Below are 24,789 nucleotides of genomic sequence, written 5' to 3'. Positions count from 1 at the left end.
CGCTTAACGGTCGTCGGATGCCGACAATGGACGTGCGGGCGTACGCATCTGGCCTGCACCGCCTTCGATGGGATGTTCCGCATCGTGGGGTTGCGGCCCCTTATGTACGAGTTTCAGCATATAGGCGATGCCGGTGCCGAAGAGTGCGAAGTAGACAAGAACGAAAAGTACCAGGCTGATGGTCATTTGCGCGGTGGTTTGCGCCGAGGCGGCATCGACGGTGCGCATGTATCCGTAGACCACCCAGGGCTGCCGGCCCATTTCGGTAGTTACCCAGCCGGCCAGCAGGGCGATGAGTCCCGAAGGGCCCATGCAGAGCACGAACTTGAGGAAAAAGCGGGATTCGTAGAGTTTACCGCGCCATCTCAGATATAGACTCCAGAGGCCGGTAAGTATCATCAGGAGTCCCATGGCTACCATTATCCGGAACGTCCAGAAGATAACCGTGGAGTTTGGCCTGTCCTCCGGCGGGAATGATTTGAGTGCGGGAATCTGGCGATCCAGACTGTGGGTGAGAATAAGACTTCCCAGCAGAGGAACTTCTATGGCGAAGTGGGTTTTTTCCGCCTTCATGTCGGGCCAGCCGACCAATATCAGCGGTGAAGGTTCGCCCGGAACATTCTCCCAGTGCCCTTCGATGGCCGCGATCTTCGCCGGCTGGTGTTCCAGCGTGTTGAGCCCATGGGCATCGCCGACCACGGCCTGGATGGGCGCGACCAGCAGCGCCATCCAGGCCGCCATGGAGAGCATGGTGCGCGCGGCCTCGTCGTTGCTCCGGCGCAGCAGGTGCCAGGCCCCGGAGGCCCCGACGAAGAAGGCGGTGGCGAGGAACGCGGCGATGGCCATGTGCGCGAGCCGGAAGGGGAACGACGGGTTGAAGATGACGGCCAGCCAGTCGACCGGCACCGCCCGGCCATCGACGATCTCGAAGCCTTGCGGCGTATGCATCCAACTGTTGGAAGACAATATCCAGAAGGTGGAAATCAATGTGCCCAGCGCGACCATGGCTGTGGCGAAGAAGTGCAGGCCCCGGCCTACGCGCTCCCAGCCGAACAACATCACGCCGAGAAAGCCCGCCTCGAGAAAGAACGCGGTCAGAACTTCATAAGTCAATAAGGGTCCGGTAATACCGCCGGCAAAGTATGAAAAGCGGCTCCAGTTGGTGCCGAACTGATAGGCCATTACCAATCCGGAAACGACACCCATGCCGAAGTTGATGGCGAAAATCTTCACCCAAAAGCTGTAAAGATCCTGGTAGACATCTCTTCCGGTTCTAAGCCAAAGACCTTCGAGTACCGTCAGGAAACTGGCGAGACCAATGGTGATGGCCGGAAAGACTATATGGACGCCAACGGTGAAGGCAAACTGCAGACGAGCCAGATCACTTGCGGTCGAGCTGTATGTGTCCATGCTTTCTCTGCCTTGTGGAGTGGAGGGAAAGTTCGCCGGAGAGTGTCGGGCACAAAGCAAGCTAACTAAGTGACCGCTTGCGCCTGTGCAACTCTCGTTCTTTGCCTTGACATCTCGGAAGTGCGCCGCTTAGATTCTAGAACACGATCGAGCGGCATGAGCAAGCTATTTTTTCTCGCAACTTCCTGTTGATCTCATCCGGCAAGTCATGTAACAGGCGCCAGTTTTTCGTTGGCTGGCGACGATGGTTTCTTCTTGAAAGAAAGAAGTTTTGTTTTTTCGGGAGGGTAGAGCGCAAGGCAATATCGCTATAGCGGAGAAAGATAATCGCTATAGCGTCTGAACATATAAAACTGTCGAGCCACGCCCAACTATCGGCCTGCTCGTATATATGGAGCGATCATGACTATTCGACGCAAGGTACCTGGTGTTCGTAAATACGATGGTCCCGCTGGTGGTTGGGGCGCTCTCAAGGCGACGGCCACGGCCGTCCGGGAACAGATGGATACCCTCAAGGCGCCCATCACCCTGATGCGCACCAACCAGCCCGACGGCTTCGACTGCCCCGGCTGCGCCTGGCCGGACAAGGAGCACAGGTCCACCTTCCAGTTCTGCGAGAACGGCGCCAAGGCGGTGACCTGGGAGGCCACCAGCAAGCGCGTCACCCCCGAGTTCTTCGCCAGCCACCCGGTGGCTTCCCTGCTGCACCGCAGCGACTACGAGCTGGAAGACCTCGGGCGCATCACCCACCCGCTGGTGTACGACCGCGCCTCGGACACCTACCAGCCCATCGAGTGGGAAACCGCCTTCGCCCGCATCGGCGAGATTCTCCGTGGCCTGAAGCCCGACGAGGTGGAGTTCTACACCTCCGGGCGGGCCTCCAACGAGGCGGCCTACCTGTACCAGCTGTTCGCCCGGGAATACGGCACGAACAACTTCCCGGACTGCTCGAACATGTGCCACGAGCCCACCAGCGTCGGCCTGCCGCGTTCGATCGGCATCGGCAAGGGCACGGTATCGCTGGATGACTTCGAGGCCTGCGAGCTGATCATCTCCATCGGCCACAACCCCGGCACCAACCACCCGCGGATGATGGGCACGCTGCACGAGGCGTCGCGGCGTAAGGTGCCGATCATGGTGTTCAACCCGCTGCGCGAGCGCGCGCTGGAGCGTTTCGCCGACCCGCAGGACATGATCGAGATGGCCACCTACGGCTCCACCCGCATCGCGTCCTCCTACTTCATGGTCAAGGCGGGCGGCGACGCGGCGGCGATCAAGGGCATCATGAAGGCGCTGCTGGAGATCGAGGACAGCCTGGGCGGTGCGCTCGACTACGCGTTCATCGAGCAGCACACCGTCGGCTTCGACGCGCTGGTCGCCGACCTGCACGCCACCCAGTGGCCGGACATCGAAGCCGCCAGCGGCCTGAAGAAATCCGACCTGGAAATGGTCGCGGCGGCCTACGCGAAGTCCAACGCCACCATCGTGACCTACGGGATGGGCATCACCCAGCACAACGAGGGCACCGCCAACGTCCGGCTCATCTGCGACCTGCTGATGCTGCGCGGCAACTTCGGCAAGCCCGGGGCCGGCATCTGCCCGCTGCGCGGCCACTCCAACGTCCAGGGCAACCGCACGGTGGGCATCACCGAGAAGCCGTCGAGCGCCTTCCTCGGCAAGATCGAACAGGTGCTGGGCTTCAAGCCGCCGGCGGAGCATGGCCACGATGCCGTGCAGGCGATGCAGGCGATGATCGACGGCACGGCCAAGGCGCTGATCTGCCTGGGCGGCAACTTCGCCGTGGCGCTGCCCGACCCCGGCCAGTGCTTCCCGGCCATGGGCAAGCTGGAGCTGAGCGTGCACATCGGCACCAAGCTGAACCGCACGCACCTGCTGGTGGGCAAGCACAGCTTCCTGTTCCCCTGCCTGGGGCGGACCGAGCTGGACGTGCAGGAAACCGGGCCGCAATCGGTGACCGTGGAAGACTCCATGTCGATGGTCCATGCCTCGGCCGGCAAGCTGAAGCCCGCTTCCGACGTCCTGCTCTCCGAGCCGGCCATCGTCGCCGGCATGGCCAACGCCACCCTGCCGGACAGCAAGGTGCCCTGGCTGGAACTGGTCGCCGACTATGACCGCATCCGCGAGCTGATCGAGAAGACGGTGCCCGGCTTCGACGACTTCAATGCCCGCATCCGCGTCCCGGGTGGCTTCCGCATGCCGCTGCCGCCGACCGAACGCAAGTGGGACACGCCCTCGGGCAAGGCCGAGTTCTTCGTCTTCCCCGGCCTGCACGAAGACAAGGTGGTGGAGGGCGAAGACGTCCTGCGCCTGGTGACCATCCGCAGCCACGACCAGTACAACACCACCATCTATGCGCTGGACGATCGCTACCGCGGCGTATTCGGGCGGCGCGACGTGCTCTTCATGAACCCGGACGACCTGGCGGCCAGGGGTTTGGAACATGGCGACCTGGTGGATATAGAAACAATTACCGCGGGGCGCAAACTGCGTTACGAGAAGATCACCGCCATCGAATACAAGATCGCCGCGGGTTCGGTCGCCGCGTACTATCCCGAAGCCAATAGACTGGTGCCGCTGGACTACATAGACGTGGACAGCGGAACGCCCTCCTATAAATCCGTGCCGGTTCGGGTGATGCGCTCGGAAGTCAACTGAACCAAGTTGCCCAACATATAACCGGGGTGCCAATGGCACCCCTTTTTTCAGCCTTACTTGCAGTTCGGAATAAAACCATTCGGCACGCGCGATGACGATTGTCATGCGCCCGCTATTATCTGGTAGTCTCGAACGCCCAACCGTGATGGTAGTTGCCAAGCAAAATGACAGAAGAACTCCCCAATCCCCAGGCAGTCGACAGTCCGATCACCAGTAGCGCGATCTTTCTCGTGATGACGCTGGTTTCCGGCGAGGAAAACCGCGATGCCGTGCGCGCACTGTGCGGGGATATCGCCGCCCTGGTGCGTTCGGTCGGCAAGCGGGCGCCGGCGGGCAATCTTTCCTGCGTCGTAGGCTTCGGCTCCGAGGCCTGGGACAGGCTGTTCGGCGCGCCTCGCCCGGCGGCGTTGCACATCTTCCGCGAAGTGGGTTCCGGCGAGCGCGTGGCCGTTTCGACGCCGGGCGACATCCTGCTGCACATCCGCGCGGACCAGATGGACCTGTGCTTCGAACTGGCGACCCAGGTGGTCACCCGGCTGGGCAAGGCGGTGGAAGTGGTCGACGAAGTCCAGGGCTTCCGCTACTTCGACATGCGCAGCATGGTCGGCTTCGTCGACGGCACCGAGAACCCTGCGGGCCGCGAGGCGGCCCATTTCACCCTGATCGGCGACGAAGACCCCGGCTTCGCCGGCGGCAGCTATGTCATCGTGCAGAAGTACCTGCACGACATGGCCGGCTGGAACCAGCTGTCCATCGAGGCCCAGGAGCGCATCATCGGGCGCACCAAGCTGTCCGACATCGAGCTGGACGAATCGGTCAAGCCGAGCTGCTCGCACAGCTCCCTCACCACCCTGGTCAAGGACGGTAAGGAAGTGAAGATCCTGCGCGACAACATGCCTTTCGGCCGGCCGGGGGCGGGGGAGTTCGGCACCTATTTCATCGGTTATGCCCGCTCGCCCGAGCCCATCGAGGAAATGCTGCAGAACATGTTCGTCGGGCGCCCGGCGGGCAACTACGACCGCCTGCTGGATTACAGCCGCGCGGTGACAGGCAGCCTGTTCTTCGTGCCTTCCGCCGACCTGCTGGAACAGCTCGGCGAATAACTTTCCCTATCCGGGCGATGTTCCCAGTAACTTCCCCGGACTATTGCGGCGACTTACTTCGCCGCAATAGTTTCGCAGGAACTCTGAAGTTGCTCCGGCATGTTCCGCTGAGTTTCCGCCGTTTCATTGTTTTGTAACTATAGCGTCGTTGCTTATCATCTTTCGTTGCTTGGCTATCGTCGATTTCGTCTGGCGTTCTTCCACTTCCCGGACTATGGTGAACGGACGGTGTAATAGCCGTTCCTGCTTTTCGAGTTTTCCTGTCTCTTTCGTTTCGAAAAAACAGTGCATGTCCAGGCTTCGGGTTCGTTATTGAACTCATCCACGGGTATGCGCTGCTGGAGATGCGGCCGCTCGATTACAAGCGCCCACTTGTTGCGTGGAGAAAGTTCATCATGGCGACTCTCTGTGAAATCTGTAATGCGCGACCCGCCGTTGCCCGCGTGACCGTCGTACAGAATGGCGAGCGCAAGTCGATGTCGATCTGCGACCACGACTACCGTCAGTTGATGCGGCACCAGAGCATGCTCAATCCGTTCGACTCGCTGCTGGGGGGCGGCGGGCTTTCGCGCTTCTTCGACAGGTTCGGCGGCGCGGGCGAGGAGGGCGATGGCTTCGGCATGGCCGCCGAAGTGCCCCGCGAGTCGGTCGATGCCACCGACGCCTTCAGCGCCCAGACCCTGGAGATTCTCCAGCGCGCCGCGGAAAAGGCCCACGAGCTCAGACGCAACGAGCTGGACACCGAACACCTGCTGTACGTGCTGGCCGACACCGACGTGGTGGTCGCCCTGCTCAAGGAGATGAAGCTGTCCCCGCAGGACATCAAGGGCTACATCGACCAGCACGCGCAGACCGGCAACGCCTCCGCCGACGCGCCGGTGGACCGCATGACCATCTCGCCGCGCCTGAAGAAGGCCTTCCAGCTGGCCTTCCAGGCCTCGCGGGACCTGGGGCATTCCTACGTCGGCCCGGAGCACCTGCTGATCGGCCTGGCCTCGGTGCCCGAGAGCCTGGCCGGCACGCTGCTGAAGAAGTACGGCGTGCCCCCCGAGACGCTGCGCCAGAAGGTGGTCAAGATCGTCGGCAAGGGCGCCGAAGACGGCCGCGTGGATACCCCCAGCGGCACGCCGACGCTGGACAAGTTCGGCCGTGACCTCACCCAGCTGGCGCGCCAGGGCAAGCTCGACCCGGTGCTGGGGCGGGCCCAGGAGATCGAGAACGCCATCGAGGTGCTGGCCCGGCGCAAGAAGAACAACCCGGTGCTGATCGGCGAGCCCGGCGTCGGCAAGACGGCGATCGTCGAAGGGCTGGCCCAGCGCATCGTCAACGGCGACGTGCCGGAAGTGCTGCGCGGCAAGCGCCTGGTGGAGGTGAACCTGAACTCGATGGTCGCCGGCGCCAAGTACCGCGGCGAGTTCGAGGAGCGGGCCAAGCAGCTGATCGACGAAGTCACCGCCAAGCACGACGAGCTGGTGCTGTTCATCGACGAGCTGCACACCATCGTCGGCGCCGGGCAGGGCGGCGAGGAGGGCGGGCTGGACATCGCCAACGTGCTCAAGCCGGCCCTGGCCCGCGGCGAGCTGAGCCTGATCGGCGCCACCACGCTCAACGAGTACCAGAAGTACATCGAGAAGGACGCCGCGCTGGAACGCCGCTTCCAGCCGGTGTTCGTCCCCGAGCCGACGGTGGAGCAGACCATCGTCATCCTCCGGGGCCTGCGCGACAAGCTCGAGGCCCACCACCAGGTGACCTTCGCCGACGACGCCTTCGTCGCCGCTGCGGAACTCTCCGACCGCTACATCACCAACCGCTTCCTGCCGGACAAGGCCATCGACCTGATCGACCAGGCCGCCGCCCGCGTGCGCATCGGCGCCACCTCGCGGCCGGCGGACATCCAGGAACTGGAGGCGGAGATCGCCCAGCTCAAGCGCGAGCAGGACTACGCCACCTCGCGCAAGCGCTTCGACGAGGCGAAGAGCTTCGAGGAGCTGATCGGCGAGAAACAGACGCAGCTGGAGGAACGCTCCGAGGCCTGGGAACGCAAGACCGGTTCCGAGACACTGGAGGTCACCACCTCGTCCATCGCCGAGGTGGTCTCGCGGCTGACCGGCATCCCGGTGGCGGAGCTGACCCAGGAAGAACGCCAGAAGCTGCTGAAGATGGAAGAGACGCTGCGCGAGCGGCTGATCGGCCAGGAGCACGCGGTGGTGGCGGTCAGCGATGCGGTGCGCCTGTCCCGCGCGGGCCTCGGCCAGGCCCACCGGCCCATCGCCACCTTCCTGTTCCTCGGCCCGACCGGGGTGGGCAAGACCGAGCTGGCCAAGGCGCTGGCGGAGAGCGTGTTCGGCGACGAGCAGGCGATCATCCGCATCGACATGTCCGAGTACATGGAGCGCCATGCCGTGGCCCGGCTGATCGGCGCGCCGCCCGGCTACGTCGGCTACGACGAGGGCGGCCAGCTGACCGAGCGCGTGCGCCGGCGGCCGTACAGCGTGATCCTGCTGGACGAGATCGAGAAGGCCCACCCCGACGTCAACAACGTGCTGCTGCAGGTCTTCGACGACGGCCGGCTCACCGACGGCAAGGGCCGGGTGGTGGACTTCAGCAACACCATCATCATCGCCACCAGCAACCTCGGCGCCTCGATCATCATGGACAACCTCGAACGCCCCGAGGCCGAGCGCATGGACGACAAGGCGCTGCGCGACGAGCTGATGGGCGTACTCAAGGGGCACTTCCGTCCGGAGTTCCTCAACCGCGTCGACGACATCATCGTGTTCCATGCGCTGTCCCGCGACGACATCCGCGCCATCGTCCGCATCCAGCTGCAGCGGGTGGTGCGCACGGCCGCCGCGCAGGACATCACCCTGACGGTCGATGAGTCCCTGGTCGATCACCTGGTCGACGTGGGCTACCAGCCCGAGTTCGGCGCCCGCGAGCTGAAACGGCAGATACGCCAGGAAGTGGAGACGCGCCTGGCGCGGGAAATCCTCGGGGACAAGGTGGTTTCCGGAGACAGCATCGCCCTGGGCTACGACAAGGAGGCCGGCAAGGTGACCCTGGAGAAGGGCGGCGCCCAGCCCCCGGCGGCCGAGCCGCCCGCGCCGCCGGCCGATGCGGAGCAGACCGGAACCTGAAGACGGGCGGACGGGTAGCGCTCCCGGCGGGCGCTACCCGTGCCGTCACCAGCGCGCGGCGGCCTGGCTGTCCGTCTCGCGGGCCGCCACCCATTGCCAGCCGTGGGGCGTGCGTTCGCGCTTCCAGAACGGGGCGCGGGTCTTCAACTGGTCCATGATGTATTCGCAGGCTTCGAAGGCGTCCCGCCGGTGCCGGCTGGTGACGCCGACGAAGACGATCGGCTCGGCCGCCGCGAGGGCGCCGACGCGGTGCAGCACTTCGAGGTCGAGCAGCGCCCAGCGCTCCCGCGCCGCCGCGGCGATCTGCTCCAGGCTCCTTTGCGTCATGCCCGGGTAGTGCTCCAGGAACAGCTCGCTGACTTCGGCGCCGCCGTCCAGGTCGCGCACGTAGCCGACGAAGCTCACCAGGGCGCCGGCGCCGCCGGAGCGCCCGCGCAGCCGCTCGATGAGTTCACCGGCATCGAAGCCCTGCTGTTGCACGCAGATGCTCATTCAGCCTCCCGTCACCGGCGGGAAGAACGCCACTTCGTCGCCATCGGCGAGGGGCTCGTCCAGGCTGCATAACTCCTGGTTGCGCGCGCACATCAGGTTGCCCTGGCTGAACACCTCGGCCCAGGCGCCGCCGCGGCTGGCCAGGTGGTCGCGGAGGTCGCCCAGCGTGGCCAGGGCCGGCTGCCAGGGCAGGGGCTCGCCCTCGCTGCCGAGCAGTTCACGGTAGCGGGCGAAGTACTGCAGGTGGATCATCGCGCGTCCTCCACCTGGTACAGGCCCGAGCGGCCGCCGGCCTTGCGCAGCAGCCGCACCCAGTCGATCTGCATGCCGCGGTCGATCGCCTTGCACATGTCGTAGAGCGTCAGGGCCGCGACGCTGGCCGCTGTCAGGGCTTCCATCTCCACGCCCGTCGCGCCTTTCAGCCGGCAGCTCGCGACGATGCGCACCGAGTCCGGCAGCACCGGCTTGAGCTCGACGCTGACCGCGCTGAGCAGCAGCGGGTGGCACAGCGGGATGAGTTCATGGGTGCGCTTGGCCGCCATGATCCCGGCGATCCGCGCGGTGGCGAAGACATCGCCCTTGGGGTGGCCCTGTTCGAGGATCAGGTCGAGGGTTTCAGGTTTCATCCTGATCCAGGCTTCGGCCACGGCTTCGCGCTGGCTGTCCTGCTTCGCGGTGACGTCGACCATGCGGGCATGGCCGCGATTGTCCAGGTGGGTCAGCGTCGCCGCCGACTCATGGGCTTGGTTCATCGGGACTCCGGGGCGCGCGGGTCAGGGCGCCGGGCTGTAGAGCCTGGGCAGGCTGTGGTGGGGAAGGTGGATGAGGTTGAGCTGATTGCGGCGCGCCCATTCCACGGTCAGGGCGGTGGGCGCCGAGAGGCTGACCAGGGTGCCGATGCGCGCCCGCACCGCCTTGTGAATGAGTTCCAGGCTGCAGCGGCTGGTGACGACGACGAAGCCCTCGGCGGGCTCGAAGCGCGCCTGGGCCATGGCGCCGATCAGCTTGTCCAGGGCGTTGTGCCGGCCGATGTCCTCGCGGCACAGGCGCACCTCGCCCTGGGCGTCGAGGTACAGGGCGGCGTGCAGGGCGCCGCTGTCGCGGGCGACCGTCTGGGCGGCGTTGATGCGCTCGCGCAGGCCCTCCAGCAGGCGCGCTTCCGGCAGTGGCGCGAGGCGCAGCGGGGTCAGCGCCGGCAGCGCCTGGTCCAGCGCCTCGACCCCGCAGATGCCGCAGCCGCTGGTGCCGGCCAGTTGCCGGCGGTGGTCCTTCAGCGCCCAGAAGGCGCGGTTGGTTATTTCGACCTGGGCCAGGTACGACTCGCCGGAACCGGTGATTTTTATATCGCGGATTTCATCCGGGGAAGTGACGATTTCATTGGTCAGGCTGAACCCCCTGACGAAGTCTTCCATATTACCTGGCGATATCATCATCACCGCTTGGTTGATGCCGTTATAACTGATGGCCAATGCCGTTTCCCGGGCAAGTACGGCCTCGCCGATTATCCAGCTCTCGCCCAACTCGACATAACTATAGGTTTGCGCGGGCGCGGGCGGCGCATTGATATCGGATATATCGGTTCGAGCTTCGTCGATCAGCTCCATCACGGCACCTTGTGTCTTATTGCCTGTTTTCAGGTTACGCAGGCGATCAAATAACGTCCAATCGCTTGTTCCGATCCGTCAATAAGACTCCTCTATGACGGAAACAACGCATTCGATGCAGGCCGGAAGTTGCTTTCACGGCCGGGTTTCGATGGCGCCGCTCTGCGCCGCCAGCAGCACTTCGGGGCTGTTCAGGTTCTGCAGGCGCAGGTCCTGGCAGGAGCACGGCAGACCCTTGGCCCGGGCGGCCAGGAGTAGCCGCAGAAGACTTCGCTCGCCCGCCGCCCAGGCCGCCTCCAGGGTCGGCAACAGGGCCTTGGGCAGCAGGCTGAACATCGGCTGCCATTGGCTGCCCTGGCGCAGCATCAGCGGGTAGCCGAGGCCCTTGCCGAGGTGCGCCAGCATGGCGCGGACGAGCGCCCGGTCGACCAGCGGCGCATCGCAGGGCAGCACCAGCATCCATTCGTGCCTGGCCTGTTCCAGGCCCGCGATCACACCCGCCAGGGGGCCCGGATAGCCGTCGACCGAATCGCTCACGCAGCGGTCCGAATAGGTCGCGTAGAGAGCCTGGTTGCGGTTGCAGGAAATGATCAGGTCGTCGGTCAGTTCGCGCACCACGGCATGGATATGCGCGATGAACGGCTTGCCGCGGAAGAGCATCAGTCCCTTGTCCTTTCCTCCCATTCTCTGGCCCTTTCCACCGGCGAGCAGAAGTATGGAACAGGGTATTTCGATAGTGCTCATGCTCGTTGTATCCGAAGGCTCGGAATCGAAGGCGGAAAACTACAGAACTTCCAGCGGGTGAGTCCAATTGCAAATGCTTACCGGAAGATAGATGCGCCTTATCGGGAACACTCTTCTTGTCGATAGAAGACTCCGATCGGAGGGTTTGCCATATCGATTGGACGACGCCGGTCTTTGTCTCTAGTTTCCACGGAAACTTCCAACTGGAGCGATGCCCCGTGAGTGTCAAACCGAATACGGAATTCATTCCGCTGAACATCGCGGTATTGACCGTCAGCGATACGCGAACTTTCGAAAACGATAGGTCGGGCGAGTTGCTGGCGAGCCGCTGCGTCGAGATCGGCCACCGCCTGGTGGCGCGCGTGCTGCTCAAGGACGACCTCTACCGGATACGCGCGCAGGTCGCCGCCTGGATCGCCGACGATGACGTGCAGGTGGTGCTGATCACCGGCGGCACCGGCTTCACCGGCCGCGACAGCACTCCGGAGGCCGTCGCCTGCCTGCTGGACAAGCAGGTCGAGGGCTTCGGCGAGCTGTTCCGCGCGCTGTCGATCCTCGACATCGGCAGCTCCACCGTGCAGTCCCGCGCCCTGGCCGGCCTGGCCAACGGCACCCTGGTGTGCTGCCTGCCGGGCTCCACCGGGGCCTGCCGGACGGCCTGGGAGGGCATCCTGGTCGAGCAGCTCGATTCGCGGCACCGCCCCTGCAACTTCGTCGCGCACCTCAAGCCCGGCAACGCCTGCGGGCCGCGCCAATGAAGGGCGCGGCGCTGATGCCGGTCGACGAGGCCCTGGGCCGCCTGCTCGACCTGGCGCAAGGCTCGCCCATCGCCGATATCGAGGAACTGGCGCTGGCCCTGGCCGACGGCCGCGTGCTGGCGCGCGACCTGTTCGCGCGGACCGACTCGCCGCCCTGGGCCAACAGCGCCATGGATGGCTATGCCTTCAGGCTTGCGGACCTGGACGGGCGGGCGCTGCGCATCTCCCAGACGATCTTCGCCGGCCAGGCGCCGGCGCCGCTGGAGCCCGGCACCTGCGCGCGCATCTACACGGGCGCGCCGCTGCCGGAAGGGGCCGACTGCGTGCAGATCCAGGAGAACTGCAGGCTGCTCGACGACCAGCGGGTGCTGATCGAAGGCCAGCCGCGGGCCGGCGCCAACGTTCGGCCGCGGGCGGACGAGATCGCCGCCGGCGAACCTCTGCTCGAAGCCGGCCGGGTATTGGGGCCGGTATCCCTGGGGGTTCTGGCTTCCCAGGGCTATGAGCGCGCGCCGGTCGTGCGGCGCCCCCGGGTCGCGCTGCTTTCCACCGGCGATGAACTGGTCGCCGCGGGCCAGGCGCTGGCGCCCGGGCAGATCTACGACAGCAACCGCACGCTGCTGCGGGTGCTGCTCCAGCGCCTGGGTTGCGAGGTCGTGGAGCTGGGCCGCGTGGGAGACGACCCCGAGGCGATCCGCGCGGCCCTCGCCGCCGGCCGCGCGAACGACCTGATCCTCAGTTCCGGCGGCGTCTCGGTGGGCGAGGCCGATTTCATCGGCCAGCTCCTGCGCGAGCAGGGCGAGGTGCTGCTCTGGAAGCTGGCCATCAAGCCGGGCAAGCCGTTCACCTTCGGCCAACTGGACGCAACGCCCTTCATCGGGCTACCGGGGAACCCCGGCTCGTCCCTGGTGACCTTCCTGCTACTGGTGCGGCCCTACCTGCTGCGGCGGATGGGCGTGGCCGCGGTCCGGCCCAGGCGCTACCCGCTGCCGGCGGGCTTCGACTGGCCTTCGGCGGGTACCCGCCAGGAATACCTGCGGGTGCGCATCGAGAACGGTGTCGCCCGGCTGCTGCCGGGGCAGAGCTCCGGCACCCTGCTGAGCGCGGCAGTGGCCGACGGCCTGCTGGAAGTCCCGGCGGGCAGGACTTTCGCGGCGGGGGAATGGCTGGACTTCCTGCCGTTCGACGGGCTCTGGGGCGCGGCGAATGACGTGCGCTGAGCATTACATCGTCATCGGCGACAACGCCCTGGCCTACAACGCCTGGCGGGAACTGAGCGCAAGGGGCCAGGCCGCGATCCGCCTGCTGCCCAGCCGAACCTCGACGGCAGCCCCGGACGCCGTGCTGGGCGATCCTCAGGACGCGGAAGTGCTCCGGCGGGCGGGCGCGGAGAGGGCGGTGGCCATACTGGCGATGCTCGACGACGATTCGCACAACCTGGCCGTGCTGCGGGCATTGCAGGCGCTCGCCTGCAGTGCGCTCACGGTGGTGACGGTCAATGACTCGCGGAACCTTCCGCGTATCCGCCAGCTGCGGCCCGGCGCTGTCATAGCGCCGGTGATGGAGGATGGGGGAGTGGCTGCGCGTATCGTTCAGGGTGGGCAGATACCTTTGGACCTGCTGCCGCACTGTGTGCTCCAGCAAGAGAGCGCTGCAGGCGAGCACGGCTTCTCGTAGGAGCGAGCTTGCTCGCGAACAAATACGGTGCCATGCGGTTCGCGAGCAAGCTCGCTCCTACGAAGAACACCTCCGGCGCGGCCCGGTGGCTTTCGTGCCTTGGGTTGGCTCCGCTCCCTCTCCCTGAAGGGAGAGGGAGCTTGTCCGTGCCGGCGGATAGGAATGGTTTCAACCTGAACCGTCATCTCCGGCTGACGCCGAAACATCCACTCACTCCGAACGGTCCCCTCTCCCTTCAGGGAGAGGGTTAGGGAGAGGGGCTCTTGGCTCCAACAACCCCCAACCTGACCTAGAACAACGGCAACGTATAACTCACGATCAACCGGTTCTCATCCTGGTCCCGCTGCGTCGCCGTGCCCGAGCCGCTGACCGGCAGGCCGCTGCGCATGGTGGCGTTCTTCCAGGCCAGGCCCAGGCCTTTGAAGGTGCTTTCGGGGACCACGTAGCCCACCGCGATGTCGCGTTCCCATTCGCCCTGGTCGCCGCGGCCGGTCCGGATGTCGTCGGCGTTGAGGTAGAGCACGCTGAAGGTCAGGCCCGGCACGCCGAGCTTGGCGAAGTCGTAGGCGTAGCGGCCGATCCAGGTGCGTTCGCCGGCGTGGTTGAATTTCAGCAGCTGGGCGTCGGTGTGCAGGTAGGTGCTGGTGCCTTCGCCGTCGCCGCGGTTCAGGTAGGGGAAGTCGCTGTCGCCGGTGAGCACCTGGTAGCCGGCGCCGATGCTGTGGCCGGCGAGGCTGTAGGTGAGCAGGCCGCTGTAGACGTTGTTGTCCACCTCGCCCTTGGTCAGGTTGTTGCCGTAGTAGCCGCTGCTGACGTAGCCGTCGGCGCGGCCGGAGGCGCTGCCGTTCTTGCCGTCGGAATCGCTGATGAACACCCGCAGGTCGGTCTTCAGGGTACCCGGGCCGACCGCCCAGTTGTGCGTCAGGCCGAGGAAGTGCTGCTGGTAGAAGTCGGTCAGCTGGCCGTAGTAGTACTGCAGCGTCAGGTCCTTGGTGGCCTTGTAGTCGCCGCCGGTGAAGTAGAACTTGTTGCTGTCGCGGGAGCTGGCGCTGCTGCCGTTGGCACCGGCGATGGACATGCTGCGCCAGTCGGTGGAGTTGCGGCCCTTGGTGTGGGTCAGCTGGCCGCCGATCAGCATCAGATCCTTGAACTCGTTTCCGTTATTTATTTTTTTATATAGCGATATTTGTAAAAAACGCCATGAATATGGCGTTGATAGAAAACAAGGGCGCTTCTTCTTGCTACGTAAGGCGCTGGCTATGACGCCAAACTGCAAGGGAAGTGTCAAGCGATATTTGATTTTCCTAGAGAATGAAAGGCGAAGTGCATTGGCGGGTACTCGGGATCGATCTTGCAAGATATGGACTTTCCTGATTGGGCAAGTACCGGCTTATTGTTTTTCGAAAAGCGCCGCACCCAGTGGAAGTTCCAACTATACACTTCAGCGAATGCCCGGGCGCCGAGGGCTGCGGCGTCAACCGGCCCTCGGCGGAAGTTTCAGGTGAATTTTTCGGGGATGTTCTCTTTCATTCCCGGGCGAAACATTCGAACTTGCAGGTAACGCTCATCAGGAAGGGGACGGATAGTTCGAATATTTCATCAGCGCCGGAATACCACTGCGGGCGTTGGCGGTCGCGGCCAGTTGGCGTTCTTCGGCGCTTGCGTATTCGCGGTCCCAGGCCAGCACCTTGGGCGTCATCAGCCTGTGCCAGAGCGGCGGGAGCATGGCGACGATGATGGTGGTCAGGTAGCCGCCAACCATCATCGGCGCATCGGGGAAGGGCTTCAGGTCCTGGTAGGGCACCTCGCCCTGGGCGTGGTGGTGGGAGTGGCGGGTCAGGTTGAACATGGTCCAGGAGCTGATGCGCTTGTTGGTGTTCCAGGAGTGCCGCGGCTGCACGGGGGTGGCCGGGTTGCGCACCATACCGTAGTGCTCCATGTAGTTGACGATCTCCAGCAGGGCCTTGCCCCACAGCGCGCAGGCGATGAAGAAGAGCGCGGCGGGCCACTGGCCGATGGCGTAGGCCGCGGCCACCAGCAGCAGGCTCATGCCATGGCCGCGCAGCACCGCGTTACGCCAGCCGAGCAGCCAGTAGCCCTTGCGTGCCAGGCGCTGCTTTTCGATGTGCCAGGCACTGAGGTTGCCCCGCACGGTCGAGATCAGCACGTGGGCGTAGACGTTGCGCCCGCGCGGCGCGGTGGCCGGGTCCTCGGTGGTGGAGACGTAGCGGTGGTGGCCGTAGACGTGCTCGATGGAGAAGATGGTGTCGAAGCTGAACGCCAGCAGCCAGCGGCCGATGAGCATGGAGACCGGGTCCCAGGTGCGGTGCGTCAGCTCATGGGCGGTGATGGTGCCGATGGTGCCGATCACCAGGCCGGTGAGAATCCAGGCGCAGACATGCTGGCCGAGGCTGGTGGCGTCCCGGGCGGCGATCAGGTCGTAGCCCGTTGCCTGGCCCAGGGCTGCGCCGAAGCCGAGGAAGTCGCCGTCGCTGACGCCCCAGAGCGCCGCGAAGACGATGAAGCACAGCAGCGGCAGGGCCAGCCACAACTGGAAGGTGAGGATGCCCGGGTGATGGAACTCGGGCGTGCTGGTGTCGTCGCCGCAGACCAGGTCGCCGAGCACGTAGATCGTCAGCACGGCGGCCAGGCCGCAGGCGATCCAGGAACCGCCGGCGAGCAGGGCGGCGGCCGAGAGCAGGCCGACGGCGTGGAACAGGAAGTACTTGAGGTAGTGCAGCGCTTTCATGGGCATCTGTCTCTCTTGTTATTGGGCTTCGGGTTACAGGCTTGCGGGTTGCGTGGCTGCGCTTTCTGTAGCGGCATGGGGAGCCTGCTGCAGCGTGAAGCGGTCGGCATGGATGTTTTCGCGGGCCACGCCGTGCCGTTGCAGCAGCGCGCTGGCGCTGTCGATCATCCCCGGCGGGCCACACAGGTAGGCGTGGCTGCCGGCTTGCAGCAGCACCGGGATCTGTTCGGTGACCAGGCCCCGCGCGCCTTCCCAGGCGGCGTGGCGGTCCGCTTCGGAAAGCACGAAGTGGAAGGGCCCGGGCCACTGCCGGGCGAGCGCCTGGATTTCCTCCAGGGCGTAGAGGTCGTGCTCCTGCCGGGCGCCGAACAGCAGGGTGACCGGGCGCCGCACGTTGCCGGCCAGCGCGTCCTGGAGGATGGCCAGCAGCGGGGCCAGGCCGCTGCCGCCGGCCACCAGCAGCAGCGGGGCGTCGGCCGGGCGCAGGTGGAACTGGCCCAGCGGGCCCTTGAGGCTCGCGCCCTGGCCGACCAGCGAGTGGCTATCGACCAGCGTGGTGAGCCGGCCGCCAGGCACCTTGCGGATGAAGAAGCTGACCTTGGCGTCGGCCCGCGGGGGCGAGGCGAAGGAGAAGCTCCGGGCGTGATTGGGCAGGCAGTCGAGGCTGAGCTCGGCGTACTGCCCGGCCTGGTAGGGCAGGCCCGTTTCGAGCTGGAGGGTCAGGCGGGTGATGTCGTGGGTGAGGCGCTCCTGCGCCACTACCTTGCCGCGGACCTGGCGGGCCTCCTGCTGCGCGCTGTCGACCTCGATGCTCACGTCGCCGCGCGGCACGCTCTGGCAGGCCAGGATGTAGCCCTGGTCGAGTTCCTCGGCGCTGAGGATGTAGCCGGTCTCGGTCAGTTCCCTGACCTTGCCCTGCAGCAGCCGGCACTTGCAGCTGGCGCAACCGCCGACGCGGCAGCTGTGGGGGAAGTCGATGCCGTTGCGCAAGGCGGCTTGCAGCAGGGTCTCGCCGGGCTCGACACGGATGCTGGCGCCGTTGATCGAGGCGTTTGCCGCACGGTTTCTGTTCAGGAAGGCAAACATGCGTCCTCCGTTCTAATCGTTGTGGGTCGGGACGCTTCAATGCTAGGGACGGCGGCGGGCGGCGGAGAGGTTCCCGATTGACATTCCAGGGGTCATTTGTTGACATCTTCGCGCCCCCGGAACCCTGTGAGGTCGAGCCCCTTGTCGGACTTCGTGTTGCCAATGCCCTACCTGCGGCAGATCGCCGAGCAGCTGCGGGCCATGCAGAAGGACGCGCAGGCCTGGTTCGCCCGCAGCGGCCTGGACGAGCGTCAGCTCGACGAGCCGGGCTTCCAGCTCGGTTTCCCGCAGTTCCAGCAACTGCTGCGCGACGCCATCGCAGTGACGGCGGAGCCGGCGCTGGGGCTGCTGATCGGCGAGCGCCTGGTGGTCAACACCCACGGCATCCTCGGCTACGCGGCGATGCAGAGCGGCACCCTGCGCCAGGCCCTGGAACTGCTGCAGCGCTACCTGGCGCTGCGCACCACGCTGTTCAGCCTGAGCTACGAATGCGATGAGCGGGCAGGGCAGGTGCAGGTGCGCTTCCAGCCCGGCTATGCCCTGGGCGACATCGAGCGCACGGTGCTGGAGGCGGTGATGCTGGCGGTCAGCAACATCTTCGCGGCGATGACCCTCGGCAGCTGCCCGCTGCTCCAGGTCAGGCTGCCGTTCGCAGAGCAGCCCTACGCCGCGCTGGCCGAGGAGCTGTTCCGCTGTCCGGTGGCCTACGGGCAGCCCTGGGCCGGCTTCAGCCTGGACCTGGCGGTCATCGACCAGCCGCTGAAGCTGGCCGACCCCGCGGCCTTCCGCGAGGCCGAAGCCATATGCCGGCGGGAGCTGGAGCGGCTGGGCGAAACCGCCTCCATGGGCGCCCGGGTGCGGCGCGCCATGCTGGAGAAGCACAACGGCTTCCCCAGCCTGAAGGTCACCGCGCGCCTGTTCCACATGACGCCGCGCACCCTGCACCGCCACCTGCTGGCGGAGGGAACGTCATTCAAGCTGATCCTCGAGGACGTGCGCCGCACCCTGGCCATCGAGCACCTGAAGGCCGGCCACCTGAGCATCGAGGAAATCGCCTACACCCTGGGCTACACCGACCTGGCCAACTTCCGCCGGGCCTTCAAGCGCTGGGAGGGCATACCGCCCTCGGCGTACCGTGCCGCTCAGCTGAGGACGTAGTCCACCGGTTGCAGGGGCGGCGGCAGGTCCCTGTAGCCCAGGGCGCCGAGGATGTCGCGCTCGATGACGCGGACCATGGCGTCGGTGGGCAAGTCGTTCTCTTCGCGGCCGAAGGGGTCTTCCAGCTCGTTGCTGATGGCGTCCAGGCCGAAGAAGGTGTAGCTGACGATGGTGGTGAAGATGGGCGCCATCCAGCCCAGCGGCTCGGCCATGGCGAAGGGCAGCAGGATGCAGAAGATGTAGATGGTGCGGTGCAGCAGCAGGGTGTAGGGGAAGGGGATGGGCGTCGCCTTGATCCGCTCGCACACGCCCTGGGCATCGGTGAAGGCGGCCAGGCGCTGCTCCAGCGTCACGTAGCGCCATTCGCTGATGCGTTTTTCTTCGGCCAGCTGCGAGCAGACGCTGCCGACGTGCTGGAGGATGCCGTCGGTGACGTTGTGCGCGGCGATCGGCGTGTCGCTGGCGAGCCAGGGGCGGGCGGCCTTCAGCTCGTCCTCGTTGCGCAGCCGCGCGTTGAGCGCGTGGGCGTAGCCGCAGAGCGCGCGCAGCAGGCGTTCGCGCAGGGCGGCGTCGCTGATGGCGACGCTCTCGCGGATGAACGAGCGCATGTCGATGATCACCTTGCCCCAGGTCTTGCGGCCTTCCCACCAGCGGTCGTAGCAGGCGTTGTTGCGGAAGCTCATGAAGATCGACAGCGACAGCCCCAGCAGGGTGAAGGGTGTGGCGTTGACCCGCGCGAAGAACGCCGGGTGGTGTTCCTCCACCAGCACGATCAGCGCCGCCAGGATGGTGACCATCAGGCTGCGGAAGGCGATGCGCTTGGCGATGGAGCCCTTGAGCGTGAACAGCACGCGCAGCATGTCGGGTTGCGATTGGACGATCATGGCGATTCCGGAAGGGGCGGCTAGCCGCCGGTCATGTTCATGAAGCGCAGGATCTGCACTTCGCCGCCGACCTCGAAGTGGTGGCGCTGGGGCTTGAGCCGCATGGCCTGGCGGATCGCCTTGTCCAGCCGTTCGGCGTCGCCGGGGTGGGCGCGCAGCACCTGCTTGAGGTCGGCCGAATGCTCGTTGCCCAGGCACAGCAGCAGGTGGCCCTCGACGGTCAGGCGCACGCGGTTGCAGCTGCCGCAGAAGTTGTGGCTGTGCGGTGAGATGAAACCGATGCGGATTTCTGGCGCCTCGGCCAGGCGGCAGTAACGCGACGGGCCCTGGGTGGATTCGGCGGATTCGATGAGGGTGAACCGCTCGCCGATGCGCTGGCGCACCTCGTCGCTGGAACAGTAGGACTCGTCGCGCTGGTGCTCGTCGATCACGCCCAGGGGCATTTCCTCGATGAAGGAGATGTCCAGCTGGCGGTCGATGGCGAAGCGCACCAGGTCGACCACCTCGTGGTCGTTGCGGCCCTTGAGCACCACGCAGTTGAGCTTGGTGTGGCGGAAACCGGCGCGGCGCGCGGCGTCGATGCCGGCGATCACCTGCTGCAGGTCGCCGGTGCGGGTGAGCGCCTTGAAGCGCTGCGCATCCAGGCTGTCGAGGCTGATGTTCAGCCGCGCCAGGCCGGCGTCGTGCAGCGGCTGCGCCAGGCGCTGCAGCTGCGAGCCGTTGCTGGTCATGCACAGCTCGCGCAGGCCGGGGAGGGCGGCGATGCGCGCGCACAGCTCGACGATGCCCTGGCGCACCAGGGGCTCGCCGCCGGTGAGGCGGATCTTGCGCGTGCCCAGGGCGACGAAGCGCTCCGCCACGCGATACAGCTCGTCGAGGGTGAGGATGCGCTGGCGCGGCAGGAACTGCATGTTCTCGGCCATGCAGTACACGCAGCGGAAGTCGCAGCGGTCGGTCACCGACATGCGCAGGTAATCGATCTTCCGATTGAAACCGTCGATGAGTTCGCCAGTATTGTCATTCAATTCCGAGTTGCCTCTCGAAGTGATCGTTCATTGCTCTTTGCACGCAGGCGTTGGCATCTTTTTATTAATGCTCTGGCGATCTTCGAGGTGAGGCTAGTCAGTTCGCCCAGGGGCGTCAAATTGCTTTTGATTACCGGTTGATAAGAGTGGTCTATCAAGCGCCTTAATTGTCAGTTCCGCCCTTCTGCCGCGGACATTCCAGGGCTGATAGACGGTTCTGATCAGGGTTTAATTTATTTCGATTGGACGCAATCTCCGCTTCTCAATAGCCTGATGTCACAAGGCGAACCAATGTCTTTCCAGCTTTCAGGCCGATTGTTCGAAAAAAGCCCTGGAACTTGGACCTGAACACAACTCACCCGGTGTTGCGAACAGCAAGTTTCGCGCAAGGAAGTTGCTCGCTCAGCGTTCCGATATTGGCGTGCTTTTAGCGTCGCCTTTTTCTGCCTGAGAACTTTCATTCTCTGCGTGTAATCGAGGAATGCCTGAATGAGCCAAGACGAACATATAAGGAACTACACCGGACCGGCCGCCGGCTGGGGCGCGCTCAAGAGCGTGACCAAGAGCTGGCTGGGCAGCGAGAACGCGGTCAAGAACCTGCGGGCGATGCTCAAGACCAACCAGAACAGCGGCTTCGACTGCCCCGGCTGCGCCTGGGGCGAGTCGCCCGAGAACGGCCTGGTGAAGTTCTGCGAGAACGGCGCCAAGGCGGTCAACTGGGAATCCACCGGGCGCTCCGTCGACCCCGACTTCTTCGCCAAGTACAGCGTCAGCGCGCTGGCCGGACAGAGCGACTACTGGCTCGAATACCAGGGCCGCCTGACCCACCCCATGCGCTATGACGCGGCGACCGACCACTACGTGGAAACCACCTGGGACGAGGCCTTCGCCCTGATCGCCCGGCACCTGAAGGCGCTGAAGTCGCCGGACGAGGCGGAGTTCTACACCTCCGGCCGGGCCAGCAACGAGGCGGCCTTCCTCTACCAGCTGTTCGTCCGCGCCTTCGGCACCAACAACTTCCCCGACTGCTCGAACATGTGCCACGAGGCCAGCGGCCTGGGCATGGCGGAAACCCTCGGGGTGGGCAAGGGCACCGTGGTCTTCGACGACCTGGAGAAGGCCGACGCCATCTTCGTCATCGGCCAGAACCCCGGCACCAACCACCCGCGCATGCTCGAACCGCTGCGCGAGGCCGTGCACCGCGGCGCCCAGGTGATCTGCATCAACCCGCTGAAGGAACGCGGCCTGGAGCGTTTCCAGCACCCCCAGCACCCCTTCGAGATGCTCAGCAACGGCTCGGAGCCGACCAACACCGCCTACTTCCGCCCGGCCCTGGGCGGCGACATGGCGATGTTCCGCGGCATGGCCAAGTTCCTCCTGCAGTGGGAGCGCGAGGCCCAGGCCAACGGCGAGCCGCCGGTGTTCGACCACGCCTTCATCCGCGAGCACACCAGCGGCCTGGACGACTACCTGGCGGCGGTGGACGCCACCAGCTGGGCGCACATCGTCGGCCAGTCCGGCCTGAGCCTGGCCGAGATCGAGCTGGCGGCGCGCATGTACCGCCGCGCCGAGCGCGTGATCATGTGCTGGGCCATGGGCCTGACGCAGCACCGCCACTCGGTGCCGACCATCCAGGAGGTGGTCAACCTGCAACTGCTGCGCGGCAACGTCGGCAAGCCCGGCGCCGGCCTGTCGCCGGTGCGCGGCCACAGCAACGTGCAGGGCGACCGCACCATGGGCATCGACGAGAAGCCGCCGACCTGGCTGCTGGACGCCCTGGAGAAACGCTTCAAGTTCAAGGCGCCGCGTGGCCACGGCGACAACGCCGTGCTCGCCATCCAGGCCATGGAAGCCAGGCGCGCCAAGGTGTTCCTGGCCCTGGGCGGCAACTTCGCCCAGGCCACTCCGGACACCCCGCGCACCCACGCCGCGCTGCGCAACTGCGAGCTGACCGTGCACATCGCCACCAAGCTCAACCGCTCGCACCTGGTCACCGGCCGCGACGCGCTGATCCTGCCGTGCCTGGGCCGCACCGAGGTCGACATGCAGGCCGACGGGCCCCAGGGCGTCACCGTGGAAGACACCTTCAGCATGGTGCACATCTCCCACGGCCAACTGAAGCCGCGCTCGCCGCACCTGCGCTCGGAACCGGCGATCATCGCCGGCATCGCCAAGGCCACCCTGGGCAACCGCCCGATCGACTGGGACTGGGCCATCGCCGACTACGGGCGCATCCGCGACCTGATCGCCGACGTCATCCCCGGCTTCGCCGACTTCAACGCGCGGCTGCAGCGCCCCGGCGGCTTCCACCTGGGCAACGACGCGGCCGAGCGGGTCTGGAAGACCGCCAGCGGCAAGGCCGGCTTCACCCCCAGCGAACTGCCGCTGGAGCTGGTCAACCAGGCGGTGCTGGCCCGTGGCGAGCGGCCCGACCTGATCCTCCAGACGCTGCGCTCCCACGATCAGTACAACACCACCCTGTACGGCCTGGACGACCGCTACCGCGGGGTGTTCGGCCTGCGCGAGGTGGTCTTCGCCAACGAGCGGGACATCCGCCGCCTGGGCTTCGAGCCGGGCGAGAAGGTCGACCTGGTGTCGCTCTGGGAAGACGGCATCGAGCGCCGCGTCCACGGCTTCCAGCTGGTGGCCTACGACCTGCCGGCCGGGCAGGCCGCGGCCTACTACCCGGAAACCAACCCGCTGGTGCCGCTGGAAAGCTATGGCGAGCGCACCTTCACGCCAACTTCCAAGTTCATCGCGATCAGGCTGGAGAAGGCCCGGGAAGACAATCGGATCCATTCGACTGTCGCCTGAGGCGGACTCCCGTGCGGCAGCCGGAGGACGGCTGCCGGCATTTCATGAATGAGCGATCAATAAGGGTTTCGCCATGTTGAACCTACAGGCGTTGGACCTGGCGCGGATTCAATTCGCGTTCACGGTCTCCTTCCACATCATCTTCCCGGCCATCACCATCGGCCTGGCCAGCTTCCTGGCCGTGCTCGAAGGGCTCTGGCTGAAGTCCGGCAACGCGGTCTACAAGGACCTCTACAAGTTCTGGTCGAAGATATTCGCGGTGAACTTCGGCATGGGCGTGGTCTCCGGCCTGGTCATGGCCTACGAGTTCGGCACCAACTGGGCGCGCTTCTCCGACTACGCCGGCAGCATCACCGGGCCGCTGCTGACCTACGAGGTGCTGACGGCGTTCTTCCTGGAGGCCGGCTTCCTCGGCGTGATGCTCTTCGGCTGGGACCGGGTGGGGCGCCGCCTGCACTTCTTCGCCACGGTGATGGTGGCCATCGGCACCATGATCTCGATGTTCTGGATCCTCTCGTCCAACAGCTGGATGCAGACGCCCCAGGGCATCGACATCGTCGATGGGCGCGTGGTGCCGCTGGACTGGCTGAAGATCGTGTTCAACCCGTCCTTCCCCTACCGCCTGGTGCACATGGCGCTGGCCGCCTACCTGTCCACCGCCTTCTTCGTCGGCGCCTCGGCCGCCTGGCACCTGCTGCGCGGGCGCGACAACCCGGCCACGCGGACCATGCTGTCGATGGCCATGTGGATGGTCCTGGGCGTGGCGCCGCTGCAGGTGCTGGTGGGCGACGCCCATGGCCTGAACACCCTGGAGCACCAGCCGGCGAAGATCGCCGCCATCGAGGGGCACTGGGAGAACGTGCCGGGCGAGCCGACGCCGCTGATCCTCTTCGGAATCCCGGACATGCAGGCCGAGCGGACCCGCTACAGCCTGGAAGTGCCGTACCTGGGCAGCCTGATCCTGACCCACAGCCTGGACAAGCAGATCCCGGCGCTGAAGAGCTTCGCCCCGCAGGACCGGCCCAACTCCACCGTGGTGTTCTGGAGCTTCCGCCTGATGGCCGGGCTGGGGATGCTGATGATCCTCTGCGCCCTGGCCGCCCTGGTGCTGCGCCGCGGTGGCGCGCTGTACCGCAACCGCGCCTTCCTGGGCCTGGTGCTGGCGATGGGGCCCTCCGGGCTGATCGCGCTGCTGGCCGGCTGGTTCACCACCGAGATGGGCCGCCAGCCCTGGGTGGTCTACGGCATGCTACGCACCAGCCAGGCGGTCTCCAACCACAACGTCGCGCAGATGAGCCTGACCCTGGCGCTGTTCGTGGTCATCTACTTCTCGGTGTTCACCGTCGGCCTGGGCTACATGATGCGCCTGGTGCGCAAGGGGCCTGGCCAGCAGCACCTGATCGATCCGCTGGACAGCGAGCCCGCCGGGCCTTCCAGCATCCGCAGACCTATGTCGGTTGCCGGCTGAGGAG

19 protein-coding genes and 1 pseudogene are annotated in these 24,789 nt (G+C 65.7%); 9 read left to right on the top strand and 11 right to left on the bottom strand.

Annotation, left to right across the window (positions count from 1 at the left end):
• Positions 1 to 3 precede the first annotated feature (3 nt).
• Positions 4 to 1,410, bottom strand: coding sequence for a cytochrome ubiquinol oxidase subunit I (locus tag PcP3B5_RS15605; RefSeq protein WP_061561795.1), 1,407 nt, complete (start codon positions 1,408 to 1,410; stop codon positions 4 to 6).
• Positions 1,411 to 1,812: 402 nt separating this feature from the next.
• Here PcP3B5_RS15605 and PcP3B5_RS15600 point away from each other — a divergent pair, with 402 nt between their 5' ends.
• The 3 genes from PcP3B5_RS15600 (at position 1,813) to PcP3B5_RS15590 (ending at position 8,326) form a co-directional block, all read left to right on the top strand.
• Positions 1,813 to 4,086 carry an FdhF/YdeP family oxidoreductase gene (locus PcP3B5_RS15600; RefSeq protein WP_061561794.1) on the top strand — a complete coding sequence of 758 codons (2,274 nt, stop codon included), beginning with the start codon at positions 1,813 to 1,815 and terminating at the stop codon, positions 4,084 to 4,086.
• Between the two features lie 164 nt (positions 4,087 to 4,250).
• A complete protein-coding gene (locus tag PcP3B5_RS15595; RefSeq protein WP_061561793.1) occupies positions 4,251 to 5,189 on the top strand; it encodes a Dyp-type peroxidase in 939 nt (312 codons plus the stop codon).
• A gap of 392 nt (positions 5,190 to 5,581) precedes the next feature.
• Positions 5,582 to 8,326 (top strand): ATP-dependent Clp protease ATP-binding subunit, encoded by a 2,745-nt coding sequence (locus PcP3B5_RS15590; protein ID WP_420820173.1) that lies wholly within the window; start codon positions 5,582 to 5,584, stop codon positions 8,324 to 8,326.
• Between the two features lie 45 nt (positions 8,327 to 8,371).
• Here the strand turns inward: PcP3B5_RS15590 and PcP3B5_RS15585 are convergent, their stop codons facing one another.
• The 5 genes from PcP3B5_RS15585 to mobA form a co-directional block, all read right to left on the bottom strand.
• Positions 8,372 to 8,818, bottom strand: a complete 447-nt coding sequence (locus tag PcP3B5_RS15585) for a molybdenum cofactor biosynthesis protein MoaE (RefSeq protein WP_043272851.1) — start codon at positions 8,816 to 8,818, stop codon at positions 8,372 to 8,374.
• Positions 8,819 to 9,070 (bottom strand): MoaD/ThiS family protein, encoded by a 252-nt coding sequence (locus tag PcP3B5_RS15580; RefSeq protein WP_061561791.1) that lies wholly within the window; start codon positions 9,068 to 9,070, stop codon positions 8,819 to 8,821.
• The gene (gene moaC, locus PcP3B5_RS15575) at positions 9,067 to 9,570 is read right to left on the bottom strand and encodes a cyclic pyranopterin monophosphate synthase MoaC (protein WP_061561790.1); all 504 of its coding nucleotides are present in this window, start codon (positions 9,568 to 9,570) and stop codon (positions 9,067 to 9,069) included. The genes PcP3B5_RS15580 and moaC overlap by 4 nt, the downstream gene beginning before the upstream one ends.
• A 21-nt stretch (positions 9,571 to 9,591) precedes the next feature.
• On the bottom strand, positions 9,592 to 10,422 hold the full coding sequence (fdhD, locus tag PcP3B5_RS15570; RefSeq protein WP_061561789.1) for a formate dehydrogenase accessory sulfurtransferase FdhD: 831 nt from the start codon (positions 10,420 to 10,422) through the stop codon (positions 9,592 to 9,594).
• Positions 10,423 to 10,557: 135 nt separating this feature from the next.
• Positions 10,558 to 11,166 carry a molybdenum cofactor guanylyltransferase MobA gene (gene mobA / locus PcP3B5_RS15565; protein ID WP_043272845.1) on the bottom strand — a complete coding sequence of 203 codons (609 nt, stop codon included), beginning with the start codon at positions 11,164 to 11,166 and terminating at the stop codon, positions 10,558 to 10,560.
• A 218-nt stretch (positions 11,167 to 11,384) separates the two neighbouring features.
• Between mobA and moaB the strand changes: the two genes are divergently transcribed.
• From moaB to PcP3B5_RS15550, 3 genes are read left to right on the top strand one after another with little or no spacing between them, the layout of a single operon-like run.
• The gene (gene moaB, locus PcP3B5_RS15560; protein WP_043272843.1) at positions 11,385 to 11,924 is read left to right on the top strand and encodes a molybdenum cofactor biosynthesis protein B; all 540 of its coding nucleotides are present in this window, start codon (positions 11,385 to 11,387) and stop codon (positions 11,922 to 11,924) included.
• A 14-nt stretch (positions 11,925 to 11,938) separates the two neighbouring features.
• Complete coding sequence (locus PcP3B5_RS15555) at positions 11,939 to 13,144, top strand: molybdopterin molybdotransferase MoeA (protein WP_099049110.1); 1,206 nt, start codon at positions 11,939 to 11,941, stop codon at positions 13,142 to 13,144.
• Entirely contained in the window at positions 13,131 to 13,601 is a 471-nt protein-coding gene (locus PcP3B5_RS15550) for an NAD-binding protein (protein ID WP_051879241.1), read from the top strand. The genes PcP3B5_RS15555 and PcP3B5_RS15550 overlap by 14 nt, the downstream gene beginning before the upstream one ends.
• Before the next feature lie 289 nt (positions 13,602 to 13,890).
• Here the strand turns inward: PcP3B5_RS15550 and PcP3B5_RS15545 are convergent.
• From PcP3B5_RS15545 to PcP3B5_RS15535, 3 genes and pseudogenes are all read right to left on the bottom strand, one after another.
• Positions 13,891 to 14,754 (bottom strand): annotated as a pseudogene (locus PcP3B5_RS15545) (OprD family outer membrane porin); the annotation flags it as partial.
• A gap of 414 nt (positions 14,755 to 15,168) precedes the next feature.
• Complete coding sequence (locus PcP3B5_RS15540; RefSeq protein ID WP_237143037.1) at positions 15,169 to 16,356, bottom strand: alkane 1-monooxygenase; 1,188 nt, start codon at positions 16,354 to 16,356, stop codon at positions 15,169 to 15,171.
• Positions 16,357 to 16,383: 27 nt separating this feature from the next.
• Complete coding sequence (locus PcP3B5_RS15535; protein WP_061561788.1) at positions 16,384 to 17,436, bottom strand: 2Fe-2S iron-sulfur cluster-binding protein; 1,053 nt, start codon at positions 17,434 to 17,436, stop codon at positions 16,384 to 16,386.
• Between the two features lie 141 nt (positions 17,437 to 17,577).
• Between PcP3B5_RS15535 and PcP3B5_RS15530 the strand changes: the two genes are divergently transcribed.
• The gene (locus PcP3B5_RS15530; RefSeq protein WP_203228498.1) at positions 17,578 to 18,594 is read left to right on the top strand and encodes an AraC family transcriptional regulator; all 1,017 of its coding nucleotides are present in this window, start codon (positions 17,578 to 17,580) and stop codon (positions 18,592 to 18,594) included.
• On the opposite strand, the gene PcP3B5_RS15525 is transcribed toward PcP3B5_RS15530, so the two are convergent.
• Positions 18,579 to 19,478, bottom strand: a complete 900-nt coding sequence (locus tag PcP3B5_RS15525; protein WP_061561786.1) for a bestrophin family protein — start codon at positions 19,476 to 19,478, stop codon at positions 18,579 to 18,581. The two genes, PcP3B5_RS15530 and PcP3B5_RS15525, sit on opposite strands and share 16 nt — an antisense overlap.
• A 20-nt stretch (positions 19,479 to 19,498) precedes the next feature.
• Positions 19,499 to 20,443, bottom strand: a complete 945-nt coding sequence (gene moaA / locus PcP3B5_RS15520) for a GTP 3',8-cyclase MoaA (RefSeq protein ID WP_061563276.1) — start codon at positions 20,441 to 20,443, stop codon at positions 19,499 to 19,501.
• Between the two features lie 549 nt (positions 20,444 to 20,992).
• Between moaA and PcP3B5_RS15515 the strand changes: the two genes are divergently transcribed.
• Positions 20,993 to 23,317, top strand: coding sequence for an FdhF/YdeP family oxidoreductase (locus tag PcP3B5_RS15515; RefSeq protein ID WP_061561785.1), 2,325 nt, complete (start codon positions 20,993 to 20,995; stop codon positions 23,315 to 23,317).
• Between the two features lie 73 nt (positions 23,318 to 23,390).
• Entirely contained in the window at positions 23,391 to 24,785 is a 1,395-nt protein-coding gene (locus PcP3B5_RS15510; protein ID WP_061561784.1) for a cytochrome ubiquinol oxidase subunit I, read from the top strand.
• Positions 24,786 to 24,789 lie beyond the last annotated feature (4 nt).

The organism is Pseudomonas citronellolis, from assembly GCF_001586155.1.
GTDB lineage: Bacteria > Pseudomonadota > Gammaproteobacteria > Pseudomonadales > Pseudomonadaceae > Pseudomonas > Pseudomonas citronellolis.
Note: the sequence above shows the minus strand (reverse complement) of the source record. Positions and strands in the feature narration are given on the sequence as shown.